The following is a 13,456-nucleotide window of genomic DNA, read 5'->3' as shown; positions in this document are numbered from 1 at the left end:
CCGTGCCCGTTGGCCGGTCGTCGTCGCGCATGCAACTCATTTGGCTGGTGCCGATCGTCGCCTTGCTGATTGGGGGGTGGCTTGCCGTCAAAGCGATCCTGGAGCAGGGGCCGACCATCACGATCAGTTTCAAAACCGGCGAAGGGCTTGAAGCGGGCAAGACGAAACTGAAGTTCAAGGATGTCGATATTGGGGTCGTCAAGTCAGTCGCGCTGTCGGCTGACCATGCCCGTGTGACGGCGACTGCGGACGTTTCGAAAGATGCGGCGAAGCTGCTTGTCGATGACACGCGTTTCTGGGTCGTGCGGCCGCGTATATCGGGAGGTACTGTGTCGGGGTTGGGCACCCTCTTGTCGGGCTCGTACATCGGAGTCGATGTCGGGAGCGCAACGAAACCGCGCCGGCAATTTACCGGCCTCGAAACTCCGCCGGTTTTTGCCAGTGACAACCCAGGGCGAGAGTTTGTCTTAAAGAGCGCAGATCTTGGTTCGCTCGATGTCGGCGCACCGGTCTATTTCCGCAGGCTCCAAGTGGGACAGATATCGGCGTACTCACTGGACCCGGACGGCAAAGGCGTGACGCTGCGAGCATTCATCAATGCGCCGTACGACAGGTTCGTGCAGTCAGATTCGCGGTTTTGGCATGCGAGTGGCTTTGATGTCACGGTGGACACCAACGGCATCCGGGTCGAATCGCAATCGGTCGTGTCGATCGTTATCGGCGGCATTGCATTTGAGACGCCATCGGAGTCGCTTCAACAGACCGCAGCGGCAGAGCATACGTCATTTACGTTGTTTGAGAACCGGTCGGAGGCGATGCAGCGTCACGACCGCATTGTCGACAAATACGTGGTGAACTTTGCGGGATCGGTGCGTGGCCTTGCAATCGGAGCGCCCGTTGACTTCCGCGGTATTGTCATTGGCGAAGTGACGGCCATCTATACGCGATTCGATCCGAAAACGCGGCAGTTCAGCATCCCAGTCGAAATCAATCTCTACCCCGAACGATTTACTTCGCGCTACGAGCGCGGCGCAGGGGGAGGAGGAAGGCTCACCCAAGACCCGAAGGCGATGGCCAACTTTCTCGTCAGTCGGGGACTTCGATTTCAGTTGAGAACCGGCAACCTGCTCACCGGTCAACTCTTCGTGGCTGCCGATTTCTTTTCCGACGCGCCCAAGGCAGAGATCAATTGGGCGGCGACCCCCCCGGAACTGCCGTCGGTTGCAAGCCCGCTGCAGTCGCTTCAGGACTCCATATCGCGCCTAGTTACCAAACTCAACGGGATTCCGTTCGAGGCGATAGGCAACGACGCTCGACAGACGCTTGCGGCGGCCAATGCGTTACTCACTCGCCTCGACAAGGAGGTCACGCCGCAGGCACGCGATACCCTGGTCGCGGCACATACTGCATTGGATTCGGCTAACGACGCGCTGAAGCCCGACTCCGCATTGAATCAAAACACGAACGACGCCTTACGGGAACTTGCCCGTACGGCAGCGGCACTTCGTACGCTTGCTGATTATCTGGAACGGCACCCCGAAGCAATCGTGCGGGGCAAGGGAGAGGGGCGGTGATGAGAACCATCCTAGCGAGAGTTGCGGCGATGATGGCGGTCGCAACCGTGACAGCGTGCGGCAGCTCGAAGCCGTCGAACTTTTATACGTTGAGCACGGACCCGGGACTCACGAGGACGGCTGATGCGGCCGCTACGCCGATGCGTGTCGTGGTCAATCCTGTGACGGTGCCCGATCTTATCGACCGGCCTCAAATAGTGACACGCCGAGAAGGAAACGAGGTGAAGGTCGATGAGTTCTCACGGTGGGCCGAGCCGCTCAAAGGCGACATCGCGCGCGTAATTGCGGGTGATATCGGTGTGCTGTTGGGGACGGAGTACGTAACGGTGTTCGATGTCGGCGCGGATAGTTCCCAGCTTTGGCGCGTACGCGTCGATGTCATGCGTTTCGATGCGACCTTGGGCGATTCAGTCGAAATCGAAGCATTGTGGACCGTATGGCCGCCGGAAAAGCGGCCGATATTGGAAGGGCGCTCGCTCGTGCACGAGGCGGCGAAGGGCGCCGGCTACGACGCAATCGTCGCGGCGCATAACCGTGCACTCGCCTCTGTGAGCCGAGACATTGCATCCGCTATCCACAACAATTTGGCGAAGTGATGCGCGTCGGCACTGCAGTGAGAACGGAGGAACATTCATCATGCCGTCTGGAAAGGAAATACGCGTGAAGATGGCTAGTATCGAGAACACGCGAAAAATCACCAAGGCAATGGAAATGGTCGCAGCCTCCAAGATGCGCAAATCGCAGCAGCGAATGCGCGCCGCACGGCCCTTTGGCATGCGTATCCGCAACATCGCTGCGCATCTCGCGCAGGCGAACCCCGAGTACGCGCATCCGCTGCTTGTTGAACGGCACGACGCGAAGCGCGTAGGCATGATCGTGGTGACGACCGATAAGGGCTTATGCGGCGGCATGAACGTGAGCCTATTGCGGCTCATGATGCGCAAGATCCGAGATCTGCAAGCCGAAGGCGTCGACACTGACATGGTAGCGATCGGTGGCTACGGGCTTGGGTTCCTCAATCGCGTCGGCGCGACAGTCGTCTCCCATGCGGTGCAGTTGGGCGATACGCCTCACCTCGCCAGGCTGATCGGGCCAGTGAAGGTGTTACTCGATGAATATCAGGATCACAAACTCGATGCGGTTTTCATTTTTTACACGCGCTTCGTGAACGTCATGTCACAAGAGTGCGTCATGGAGCAACTCTTGCCCCTCACCGTCGAACGGCTGGAGACTGAAAAGCGGGAATACGGTTGGGATTACATCTATGAACCGGATGCGCGAACGGTCATCGACGAGCTGGTTCTGCGCTATGTCGAGGCGCTGATTTATCAGAGCGTGGCGGAAAATCAGGCTTCCGAGCAGGCGGCACGAAGAATGGCGATGAAGGCGGCATCCGACAATGCACAAACTGTAATCGACGAGCTTCGGACGCTCTATAACAAGCGCCGTCAAGCCGCCATCACCACGGAAATCTCGGAGATTGTCTCGGGTGCCGCCGCCGTGTGAGACAACCTCAAGACAGCGACAGCGCGCAATTGCGCAATTCATGAGGAACTGCAATGGCAACCGACCACACGATCCACGTGTACGTCGTTTCCGCCGAGGAAGAAATTTTCGATGGCGAAGCGACCTTCGTCGCTCTGCCGGGCGAATCGGGCGAGCTCGGCATCTATCCGCAACACGCTCCCCTCATTACCCGCATTCGGCCGGGCGCCGTTCGCATCAAGACGGTCGGAAGCGATGAGGACGAGATGGTCTTTGTCGCGGGCGGGATTCTGGAAGTGCAGCCTCATGAAGTCACCGTGCTGGCGGAAACCGCAATACGCGGCCGGGATCTGGATGAAGCACGGGCAAACAAGGCCAAACAGCAGGCGGAGGAAATGCTCTTGAATCGAGGATCCAAGCTGGATTATGCGAAAGCGCAGGCGGAGTTGGCTACCGCCGTGGCGCAACTGCATGCGATTGCCAAGCTGCGCCGCGGCCGGTAGTGCAGCGGCCCATGTCGAACGGGCCGTCATGCGGCATCTCTTTCGAGAGACCGGACCACTCATAAGATAAGCGGCGAAGTGTAGGACTTTAGTCTTATTGTTCGCCCACTCCGCGTTCGACAACATGGCGGAATTGGCTCGAAACATTGGATATCGCGGCTCCTCGCGATAAGCCGATGGGTTGGGCCACCGCTTTCAATCGAAGTACTGCGGGAAGACGGCGCAGAATGGACTGTTTGTAACAGCCCGCCCATATCGTGCGAGGGAGGCGGGGTGTGTTCGTTGCGCGACGGATCGTTCATTTCCGAGGTGTACGACATGGATGCAGGAACTCAGCTTGCGCGCAGCCACGAGATCAGCGAAAAGATTGCGAGGCTCGCGCGACGGCGCAGCGACCATGCGAACAACGAACTGAGGCAGCGAGTGCGGGCGGCATGCGGCGGCGAAGAAGGCGCCGTCGCATTGATGCCTTCGATAGTTTCTGCTTTTAACCCATGGGCAGCATGGCAGTACGCGGTCGATACCCTGCAGCGTTCCATCCTTTTCTGGGACACGTTGTGCAAGCGCGGTGACGAATATGTCGAGCTTTCAGCTCAGGGATTCAAGCCGGTACTGCATTTCGACTACGAGATCGTTCTCGATGCCAGGAAGTTCGAGCGGTCGGTGAACTACGCGCTGTTGGAAATCAAGCCTCCTCAGGGTGTGATCGTCGATGCGGCGAAACGGCCCTACGTCATCATCGATCCGCGTGCGGGGCACGGTCCTGGCATCGGCGGGTTCAAGGACGATTCACAAGTTGGCGTTGCGCTGCGGGCCGGCCACCCTGTCTACTTCGTCGTGTTCTTTCGCGATCCTGAGCCGGGGCAGACGCTCCTCGATGTCTGTGCAGCGGAGCAGAAGTTCGTGAAGAAGGTGCGCGAGCTGCATCCAGGAAGCCCGAAGCCGGCGATCATAGGCAACTGCCAGGGCGGTTGGGCCGCGATGATGCTCGCCTCCTCGGACTCGGACGATACGGGGCCTGTCGTGATCAACGGGGCACCGATGTCATATTGGAGTGGCGCATGGGCCGAGGGAGAAGGCGATAACCCGATGCGTTATGCCGGGGGGATTCTCGGCGGCACATGGCTGGCATCGTTAACGGCTGATCTCGGTAACGGGAGATTCGATGGCGCACACCTCGTGCAGAACTTCGAGAACCTCAATCCTGCCAACACGTTTTGGGACAAATACCGGCATCTCTACGCGAACATCGACACCGAACCGCCGCGCTTCCTCGAGTTCGAACGTTGGTGGGGTGGCTACTACCTGATGAATCGCGAGGAAATCGAGTGGATTACGCGCAACCTTTTCATCGGCAACAAGCTGTGGTCTGGTGAAGTCAAAGGCATCGGGGGGAAGCCGTTCGATCTTCGCGAGATTAGATCGCCGATCATCCTCTTCGCCTCGATGGGCGACAACATCACGCCACCCCAGCAGGCCTTTAACTGGGTCGCCGATCTGTACGGAAGTACAGAGGAAATCAAGTCGCGCGGCCAAGTGATCGTCGGGTTGATGCATCGGGAGATCGGTCATCTCGGCATCTTCGTTTCAGGTAAGGTCGCCAAGAAGGAGCACGCACAGATCGTCAATGTGCTGCAGACGATTGAGACACTCGCGCCCGGGTTGTACGGAATGTCGATCTCCGACAGCAAGCCGAAGGACGGTACCGTCGAATACGACGTCGAGCTGCGCGAATTGCGGCTCGAGGACGTGGCGGCCCGCATCAATCGGTTCGAGCGCGCGGACGAAAAGCCATTCGAGGCGGTCGAGGAGATTTCCGAGTTCAACTATCGTGCGTACGAGCTTTTTCTGCAGCCGTTCGTTCAGGCGATGTCCAATGAAATGACGGCGCGTATCCTGCGCGAATTTCACCCGCTGCGTGCGCAGCGGTGGGCGTTCTCGGCCCTGAATCCGTGGTTGGCGTGGCTTGCGAGCGCAGCGCGCGCGGTAAAGAACAATCGCAAGCCACTGGCGCCGAACCATCCGTTACGCAAAGGCGAGCAGTCGGTATCGGATCTGATCAGCGCATCGCTCGACTACTTCCGCGCCACACGTGATGCGTGGACAGAATCGCTCTTTTTCAACATCTACGCCAATATGTTTTCGCTCTATCTGGCTGACCGCCACTCCGATCGAGAAAAGAAGCAGCTGACGGGCGCCGATTCGCGTGAACTTCCCTTCGTGAAGGAAGCGCTGGCTTCGATGGAAGAGGGGGGGTACACAGAAGCGCTGGCTCGTGTGGCTTTCCTGCTTTCACGCAAGGGGGAGCCTTTGCCGCTCGCTCGCCTCACATTGCGCGAAGAGCTCTTGAAATCGTATGGTGACTACGTGCCTAAGCTGCCCATGGATCAATGGCGGCGCGTGCGAGGCGAGCAGGAGATCATTGCCGTCTACGAGCCGGAGCGAGCCCTCGAAACGCTGCCTTCACTGCTTGCCGACAAGCGTGATCGTGGGAGGCTGTTGACGTTATTTGACAAGCTGCTGGGTGACGAGCGTGTGCAGCAGGATCAGCCGACGCCCGAACAGCTGACGATGCTCGACCGAATTCGCAGTGTGCTCGTGCCTAAATCGGCGCGAGGAGAACCTTCGGAAGCGCTGGCGCAGTGACACGCCGATCCTACGACTTTGATGTCCGGTCCGACAGGGGAAATGCCGATGGAAGCCAAACATGCAAAGTACAAGCGGCTGATCGAGCGCTGCAAAAGCCTGCCGCCGCTGCCAACGGCCGTTGCTCATCCGTGCGACAAGAGTTCACTCGAAGGCGTGGTTGAAGCCACACGGTTGGGGTTGATCGCCCCGATTTTAACGGGGCCGCGCAAACGTATCGAAGAGGTTGCGGCACAGCACGATATTGCCATTGCCGACTATCCGATCGTCGACGCCCCTTATAGTCAGGCCGCTGCCGATAGAGCCGTGCAACTCGTGCGCGAGGGGAAGGCTGAGGCTCTGATGAAGGGCAGCTTGCACACTGACGAGTTGATGGGTGCAGTCGTCAAGAAGGACGGCGGCTTGCGCACAGCGCGACGCATCAGTCATTGCTTTGTCATGGATGTGCCTGGCCACGAACAAGTACTCATCATCACCGATGCGGCCATCAATATCGCCCCGACGCTCGAAGAAAAAGTGGATATTTTGCAAAACGCGATCGACCTCGGCCATGCTCTGGAAATGCCGGAGGTGCGTGTCGCGATTCTGTCGGCGATGGAGACGGTGAACCCTAAGGTGCCGTCGACCGTCGAGGCCGCCGCACTCTGCAAGATGGTGGATCGTCATCAGATCATGGGTGCGCTAGTCGACGGCCCGCTCGCATTGGACAATGCAATCAGCCTTGAGGCGGCGAAGATCAAGCTCATTGATTCGCCCGTTGCGGGAAGGGCCAATGTGCTGTTGGTGCCGGATCTCGAGGCAGGCAACATGTTGGCCAAGAGCCTGTCGTTCCTCGCTCGCGCAGATGCGGCGGGTATTGTGCTCGGAGCACGGGTACCGATCATTCTGACGAGTCGTGCCGATTCGATGACGACGCGCCTCGCGTCGTGCGCAGTCGCGATGCTCGTCGCGCGTGCGCGGCGCGAGAGCGCTAAAGCAGTCGAGTAGCGCTATGGCGGACGTCATCCTTGTTCTGAACGCGGGTTCATCGAGCATCAAGTTCAGCGTGTTCGATGCACATGGCGCCATTTCGGATCGCCTGTTGTACGGCCAAGTGGAGGGGCTTTATACCGCTGCGCGCTTCACCGCGACGGATCGTGCTGGCACCGTCGAGACGACGGAGTGGGCACAAGGCGCCGAGCTTGGGCACCGAGGTGCGATCGAGCACATCGCCGAATTTCTGAAGGCGCATCGTGAGGAACGTCACCTTGTTGCGGTCGGCCACCGTGTTGTGCATGGCGGCGAATCGTTTGCTGGGCCCGTGCAGGTGACACCGGAGGTCATCCGCGAACTCGAGAAGCTGGTGCCGCTCGCGCCGTTGCACCAGCCGCACAACTTGACGCCGATTCAGATCGTGAGTCAACTGCGGCCCGATATCGCACAAGTAGCGTGTTTCGATACGGCGTTTCATCGTACGCAGCCGGAAACGGCACAGGCTTATGCGTTGCCCGCGTCGATTACCGCACGTGGTGTGCGCCGTTACGGCTTTCATGGCCTGTCGTACGAGTACATCGCCAGCGTCTTACCGAACTTCGACGCGTCCGCGGCAGCCGGACGTACCGTCGTGGCACACCTTGGCAACGGAGCCAGCATGTGCGCGATTGTCGCCGGCAAGAGCATTGCGAGCACGATGGGCTTTACGGCTCTGGATGGCCTGCCGATGGGCACTCGCTGCGGAAACATCGATCCGGGCATAGTGCTTTATCTGCTGGACGAATTGAAGATGAACGCTCGCGCGATCGGAGATCTGCTTTATCGACAATCGGGTTTGCTCGGCGTATCGGGGGTTTCGAGCGACATGCGCGTGCTGCTGGCAAGCGACAGTGCCGATGCACGCTTCGCAATCGACTTGTTCACCTACCGGATCGCGCGCGAGTTGGGCTCGCTTTCGGCGGCGATGGAGGGCATCGACGCATTGGTATTCACGGCAGGGATCGGCGAGCGTTCGTCTGCGATTCGGGAACGGGTGGTGCGTGATGCGGCATGGCTTGGTGCGAAACTCGACGCGGCAGCCAACGAGGCTGGCGGCCCCCGTATCAGCGACGCGTCGAGTCCGTTGTCCGTGTGGGTGATTCCGACCAACGAAGAACTGATGATCGCCCGCCATACGCAGGCCACGATCGGCGGTTTTAGGGCCGGCGGTACGCCTCGCGGCTGATGGGCGAAATGGTGCGCTAGCGCAGACGCGGGCTGCTGTCATTGCGAACGACGCTGCTTCACCAGGCCGGCTCGTCGTACATGAAACTGGACTAAAGGAGCGCTACCATGGCCACCGAACTGCGCAGCCCCATCTTGAAGGACGCGAAAGCGCTCGTCACGGGCATCGCGAACGAATATTCGATCGCCTACGGCTGCGCAAAAGCGTTTCGCGAGTTAGGTGCGCAAGTCGCCATTACGTACCCGAACGATAAGACAAAAGCCTACGTGGAGCCGTTGGCCACTGCACTCGACGCACGCCTCTTCATGCCACTCGACGTGACGCGAAAGGGCGAGCTCGAAGCGGTTTTCGAAAGGATCGGCAGCGAGTGGGGAAAGCTCGATATTCTCGTGCATTCGATCGCCTGGGCTCCCAAGAGCGATCTGCAAGGCGGCTTGCTCAATTCGACGAGTGAAGGCTTCGCGCAGGCGATGGACATTTCTTGTCATTCATTCGTGCGCATGGCGCGGCTCGCCGCGCCGTTGATGACCGACGGTGGCACGATGCTGACGATGAGCTATTACGGCGCCAACAAAGTCGTGCGCAATTACAACCTGATGGGACCGGTGAAGGCTGCGCTGGAAGCGTGCACGCGCTACATCGCTTACGAACTCGGGCCGAAGCGTATTCGCGTGCATGCGATATCGCCGGGCCCGCTCAACACACGCGCGGCCTCCGGATTAAAGGATTTCGATTTGCTGCTCAGTGAAGCGGCAGAGCGTGCGCCGCTTGGCGAGCTGGTCGACATCATGGATGTCGGCTTCACCTGTGCTTTCTTGGCGACGCCATTTGCTCGTCGTCTTTCCGGGGAGACGCTGTACGTTGACGGCGGCGTCAACATCATGGCCTAGCGCGAATCAAGGAGCATGAATCATGGCTGATCTGATGTTGGGAAACGTGGATGCCGATGCCTCCGATGAAGACATCCGGGAGCTGCTGATCAAATATGGGTTTCCGCCATTCGACGCGATAAAGCGTGTACCGGGCACGGGCTCCCGGCCGGCCGTCTTGCTTTCGTTCAATGACGTTGAGTGTGACGCGCTGCGTATGTTGCAGCCGCGCATTCAGAACCTCTTTTGGCGTAACCGCACAGTGAGCGCCATGATCATCACTGACCGCGAAAGCTGACGGTATCGATGGGGGCCGCGCATGGGCATCCTCAACTGGTTGTTGGGTCGAAACCGCGCAGCGAACGCGGCGAAAGCGGGTGAGCGTGGTCAGACCGACGTGATCGTGGAGCGCGTCGTTCAGCTCAGTCCGCATGTGCGGCTCGCCGACGGATATGAGATGCAGCTGGCACAAGCGGCGCAGGTTGCACTGTCGTATATCGACGCGCTGGTGAAAGCAGTGCCGCCGGCACGTGAAGCGAGCGCGGCAGCATGGAGCACGGACCCGTATATCCACGCGTTTTTTGGTGCGCCCGACGATGTGGCTCAAATCCTGAGCCGTTCAACGGAATTGCGGCGATATTTCGACGAGCAACCGGATGTTTCGGAAGTCTTTGCCGTGCTCGGTATGGCAATGGTCGAACGTCGGGTGCTTGGAATGAAGCAAGAGGGCACGAGGACACGCTCAGATGTCGCGCGCATCACCATTAGTTTCGCCGACCATCAGGTGCGTGCTTGCGGCAGGACTGACGCCGAGCTTCGTTGCACGATTGTGCAGCGCGTTGTCGAGCAGCTTGTGCTTGAGGGGCTGGCGAAAATCGAGGCCGATGCCGAGCGCCGCAACGTACTCGAACAGGAGCGTGCATTGCTCAAGGCACGCAGGCAATTGCTCGAGCGCCGCGGGGCGGGAACGGCCCAGATGTTCGGCGGCGTGGCGTCGGTCGATGTTGCTGAGCTCGCAAGGCTTGCCGCCGATCTCGACGAAAACGAACGGGCCCTCGCGCGTCTTGGTCTGAAAACGGATGCACTCGAGCGACAACTGAGAGTCATTTGCGACGTCATGGGCCATCCGGATTTGTACGTGCGGGTGACGAGGAGGAAACTGCGGCTCGACGCGATGAACGTCGTCGTGGAGGACGATGACGAGCTTGCCGAGATCGGAGCCGACGTTGAATTTCGCATTGCTCGCACGCCGGCGAGTCGTGAGGGTGTTCGTGCGTTTTCGCTTGTGCGCTTCGCTCGGCGCGATTTGCTGCCTGCGGTGAACATTCAAGACGAGGCCAGACGTCTGCTCATTTAAACCGAATTGAACTGAACAGGCGACTGTGGGCGACGGTGCTCAATCGTGTTCGTGCGTCGGCGTTTCAATTGCCCGAGTGGGGTCGCTAGCTGGGCGTCGGGCCGGTATGTCTTGCGGAGCATCAGGCGTCTCGATCCATGCGAGAAGCAAGTGATAGGTCACGGCAAGGACGACAGGTCCGATGAAAAGCCCGACGACGCCCATTGCAACAAGACCGCCGAACACGCCGGCCAGAATAATGACCATCGGCAACTTGATGGCACGGCGGATGAGTATCGGGCGTAGCACGTTATCGAGCATGATGACCGGAACGGTCCATATGATGAGCAACGTTCCAGCCAGCGTCGAGTCGTTGACGAAAAGCCACGCAATAGACCCGAGTAGCGGCAATAGCGGCCCGATTTGAACAAGGCAGAAAATAAGCATAATCGCGCCGATGACACCCGGAAATGGCACGCCGGCCACCCAGACGCCCAGCTCGGCTAGCGACGCTTGAATGATTGCCGTCACGACGACGCCGAGCGCAATGGCGCGAATCGACTGGCCAATCAGATGAATGATCTCGGGTCCGTTTGAACCGGCAACGCGTGCGGCGAGGCGCGTCACCAACAAAGCGGCGGCTTCCCCTTTCGCATAGAGCAGGCCGCAGAGAATGAGTGTCAGCAGGATATAAAGCAGAAACAGACCCAGTTGGCTGACACGCCCAAGCGTCCATTGCGCCGCAGTTGTCGCATACGGTTGGATTTTCGCGAGAACGCCGCCGGGCCCGGCGTCGGAAAGCGACTGCCATTGTTCCGCGATGCGGGTGCCGATGATGGGGATGCTGGTTAACCAATGCGGAGGCGAAGGTAGCGCATAGTTGGGCAGGCCGGAAACGAAGTGCGTTATATCGATTGCATGGTGAGTGATCGTAGAGACGGCGGCATAGATGGGGATCACAACCACAATCGTCTGGACGAGCAGCATCACGAACACTGCGGCAGCACGGCGGCCACGGAGCCGCTTTTGCATGCCGATAAACGCAGGCCACGTCGCGACGACGATCATCGCGCTCCAGATCAGTGCGGGTACGAACGGCTTCAGGACATATAGGCTACCTCCGATGAGCAGCAGCAGCGTGCCGATGGCAAGCACAATGCGCGTCAAGTCCGCCGCAGCACGTGGAGGTTCGTCTTGCTGCGCGGATGTGTCGCCGCGTGAGCCCGCTGGCTCCATATGTGGCTCCCTGGGAAGCATCGGGGGACAACGCGAGCGAGGTCCTCGATGTTAGGTGTGAGGCATGGCGACCCTCATCGGAGGCTACCATACACACCTTAGAGCGCCATTGGACCTTGTGCCTACGAATCTGTCCCGGGTGACTTTTCGTGCTACGCCAGTATTGTCCCGAACACGCGATTTCGACCAACCGCTTTGGCACGATAAAGCGCTTCATCGGCGGCTTTGACCACCGAATGGACGCTGTCCGCAATGAGCCCTTGCCAGCTTGCTGCGCCAATGCTGACGGTAACGTGACCTTGTTCGCTGCCTTGATGCTCGATGGCGAGTTTCGCAACGCCGTCCCGCAACGCTTCGGCAATGGAGAGCGCCCCCATGCTGTCGGTATCCGGCAGTACGGCGACGAACTCTTCGCCACCGTAGCGTGCGACGACGTCGCCCGGTCGACGGGCGTGTTCCGCAAGACATCGTCCGACCGCTGCCAATACCGCATCGCCGGCTGGATGACCATATTGGTCGTTGTAGGCCTTGAAATGATCGAGGTCGACAAAAAGAAGAGAGAGTGGCCGCTCGGTGCGAACCGCGCGCTGCCACTCGCGCTCAAGAATCTCATCCAAGGTGCGGCGATTGGCCAATCCAGTCAGCGCGTCGGTCTGTGCGAGCTTGCGTAATGTGGATTCGGCTTGTGCCTTTTCCCCAAGCGCTCGCACCAGCAGCACCACGATGCCGATAAAGGCGCTGCAAATGAGGGCCATCAGCAAAGCGACCCGTACCGCGCGTGCGCTCCACTGAGCATAGATGTCGGTCAAGGCTGGGGAAACATGAGCAATGAGCGGTAACCCAGGCAGGTGTTTGAAGTTGAAAGCGCGCACGACGCCGTCGATCCCGCTGGCCTGTATGAATGACCCTTCAGAGCGCTGCATCATTCTTGCGAGGGGGCCTGAGCGCGGAATGGAACGACCGGCGAAGGGGGCGTCGTCCGGAACGTGCGTCACAAATACGCCGTCCGTATGGATCAATGCCGCAGCCCCGTGCGAGCCAATCTTCAAGTCGGAAAAAAGCCGCTGAAAATGGTCCAGGGTGACCGCTCCAGCAGCAACGCCGAGGAACGAACCGTTTGGGGCGGTAATGCGGCGGCTCAGAAAGATCACTGTCTCGCCGCCCACCCATTTCGACGCTCGCGGCGCACTGACGTACAGGCCCCCCGCTGGCTTGTCGCGCTGAATTCTGAAGTAATCCTCACCTGCCAAATTGGCCTCGGTGGGCACGTCCGAACGGGAATCGATCACGACGCGACCGATCGCATCGGTGACAAACACGGCCTCCAAATACGGCAACATCGTCGCGCGATCGAACAAAATTGTGCGTTTGAGCCGCGGCGGCAACGCCATCACGTCGGGGCGTTCTACATCGAGGATCACAGCCTGGAGCGCCCAATCGCACAGCTTGATGTCATGATCGATATCCTGTTCGAGCACGACCAGCGTATTGCGCGACCACTCGGTCGAGTGCTGCATCGCATCCTCGCGACCGCCGTACAAGATCGCTACGGCGACCAACAGCATCGCGATGGCAAAGCCGACGCCGACCAAAATCAGCAGTGCCGGCGA

Annotated in this window: 12 protein-coding genes; 10 read left to right on the top strand and 2 right to left on the bottom strand. The window is 59.5% G+C overall.

From position 1 onward, the window contains the following. Window positions 1-29: 29 nt before the first annotated feature. From VL598_RS16545 to VL598_RS16500, 10 genes are all read left to right on the top strand, one after another. The gene (locus tag VL598_RS16545) at window positions 30-1,574 is read left to right on the top strand and encodes an intermembrane transport protein PqiB (RefSeq protein WP_325327832.1); all 1,545 of its coding nucleotides are present in this window, start codon (window positions 30-32) and stop codon (window positions 1,572-1,574) included. Beyond that, window positions 1,574-2,170, top strand: coding sequence for a PqiC family protein (locus VL598_RS16540; protein WP_325327808.1), 597 nt, complete (start codon window positions 1,574-1,576; stop codon window positions 2,168-2,170). The genes VL598_RS16545 and VL598_RS16540 overlap by 1 nt, the downstream gene beginning before the upstream one ends. Before the next feature lie 40 nt (window positions 2,171-2,210). After that, window positions 2,211-3,080, top strand: a complete 870-nt coding sequence (gene atpG, locus VL598_RS16535; protein WP_325327807.1) for a F0F1 ATP synthase subunit gamma — start codon at window positions 2,211-2,213, stop codon at window positions 3,078-3,080. Window positions 3,081-3,133: 53 nt separating this feature from the next. Next, complete coding sequence (locus VL598_RS16530) at window positions 3,134-3,562, top strand: F0F1 ATP synthase subunit epsilon (RefSeq protein WP_325327806.1); 429 nt, start codon at window positions 3,134-3,136, stop codon at window positions 3,560-3,562. 318 nt (window positions 3,563-3,880) lie between these two features. Next, window positions 3,881-6,208, top strand: a complete 2,328-nt coding sequence (locus tag VL598_RS16525; RefSeq protein ID WP_325327805.1) for a DUF3141 domain-containing protein — start codon at window positions 3,881-3,883, stop codon at window positions 6,206-6,208. Between the two features lie 48 nt (window positions 6,209-6,256). After that, window positions 6,257-7,195: a phosphate acetyltransferase gene (locus tag VL598_RS16520; protein WP_325327804.1), complete on the top strand. Its 939-nt coding sequence runs from the start codon at window positions 6,257-6,259 to the stop codon at window positions 7,193-7,195. Window positions 7,196-7,199: 4 nt separating this feature from the next. Further along, on the top strand, window positions 7,200-8,405 hold the full coding sequence (locus VL598_RS16515; protein ID WP_325327803.1) for an acetate/propionate family kinase: 1,206 nt from the start codon (window positions 7,200-7,202) through the stop codon (window positions 8,403-8,405). 107 nt (window positions 8,406-8,512) lie between these two features. Next, window positions 8,513-9,295, top strand: a complete 783-nt coding sequence (gene fabI / locus VL598_RS16510; protein WP_325327802.1) for an enoyl-ACP reductase FabI — start codon at window positions 8,513-8,515, stop codon at window positions 9,293-9,295. A gap of 22 nt (window positions 9,296-9,317) precedes the next feature. Then, window positions 9,318-9,572: an RNA-binding protein gene (locus VL598_RS16505; RefSeq protein WP_325327801.1), complete on the top strand. Its 255-nt coding sequence runs from the start codon at window positions 9,318-9,320 to the stop codon at window positions 9,570-9,572. A 21-nt stretch (window positions 9,573-9,593) separates the two neighbouring features. Further along, window positions 9,594-10,631, top strand: coding sequence for a hypothetical protein (locus VL598_RS16500; RefSeq protein WP_325327800.1), 1,038 nt, complete (start codon window positions 9,594-9,596; stop codon window positions 10,629-10,631). A 39-nt stretch (window positions 10,632-10,670) separates the two neighbouring features. Here VL598_RS16500 and ydiK read toward each other — a convergent pair whose 3' ends face one another. Together ydiK and VL598_RS16490 are read right to left on the bottom strand one after the other, a co-directional pair. After that, the gene (ydiK, locus tag VL598_RS16495) at window positions 10,671-11,846 is read right to left on the bottom strand and encodes an AI-2E family transporter YdiK (RefSeq protein WP_325327799.1); all 1,176 of its coding nucleotides are present in this window, start codon (window positions 11,844-11,846) and stop codon (window positions 10,671-10,673) included. A 152-nt stretch (window positions 11,847-11,998) separates the two neighbouring features. After that, on the bottom strand, window positions 11,999-13,456 hold a 1,458-nt coding region (locus tag VL598_RS16490), incomplete at its 5' end, for a sensor domain-containing diguanylate cyclase (RefSeq protein WP_325327798.1).

Source organism: Trinickia sp. (genome assembly GCF_035492435.1).
Classification (GTDB): domain Bacteria; phylum Pseudomonadota; class Gammaproteobacteria; order Burkholderiales; family Burkholderiaceae; genus Trinickia.
The sequence above is the reverse complement of the archived record's forward strand: the minus strand, read 5'-3'. Positions and strand labels throughout refer to the sequence as shown.

Bases quoted from the DNA above. Each gene is read 5' to 3' on its own strand.
- VL598_RS16545 (WP_325327832.1), top strand. From the start codon at position 30: ATGCAACTCATTTGGCTGGTGCCGATCGTCGCCTTGCTGATTGGGGGG.
- VL598_RS16540 (WP_325327808.1), top strand. From the start codon at position 1,574: ATGAGAACCATCCTAGCGAGAGTTGCGGCGATGATGGCGGTCGCAACC.
- atpG (WP_325327807.1), top strand. From the start codon at position 2,211: ATGCCGTCTGGAAAGGAAATACGCGTGAAGATGGCTAGTATCGAGAAC.
- VL598_RS16530 (WP_325327806.1), top strand. From the start codon at position 3,134: ATGGCAACCGACCACACGATCCACGTGTACGTCGTTTCCGCCGAGGAA.
- VL598_RS16525 (WP_325327805.1), top strand. From the start codon at position 3,881: ATGGATGCAGGAACTCAGCTTGCGCGCAGCCACGAGATCAGCGAAAAG.
- VL598_RS16520 (WP_325327804.1), top strand. From the start codon at position 6,257: ATGGAAGCCAAACATGCAAAGTACAAGCGGCTGATCGAGCGCTGCAAA.
- VL598_RS16515 (WP_325327803.1), top strand. From the start codon at position 7,200: ATGGCGGACGTCATCCTTGTTCTGAACGCGGGTTCATCGAGCATCAAG.
- fabI (WP_325327802.1), top strand. From the start codon at position 8,513: ATGGCCACCGAACTGCGCAGCCCCATCTTGAAGGACGCGAAAGCGCTC.
- VL598_RS16505 (WP_325327801.1), top strand. From the start codon at position 9,318: ATGGCTGATCTGATGTTGGGAAACGTGGATGCCGATGCCTCCGATGAA.
- VL598_RS16500 (WP_325327800.1), top strand. From the start codon at position 9,594: ATGGGCATCCTCAACTGGTTGTTGGGTCGAAACCGCGCAGCGAACGCG.
- ydiK (WP_325327799.1), bottom strand. From the start codon at position 11,846: ATGGAGCCAGCGGGCTCACGCGGCGACACATCCGCGCAGCAAGACGAA.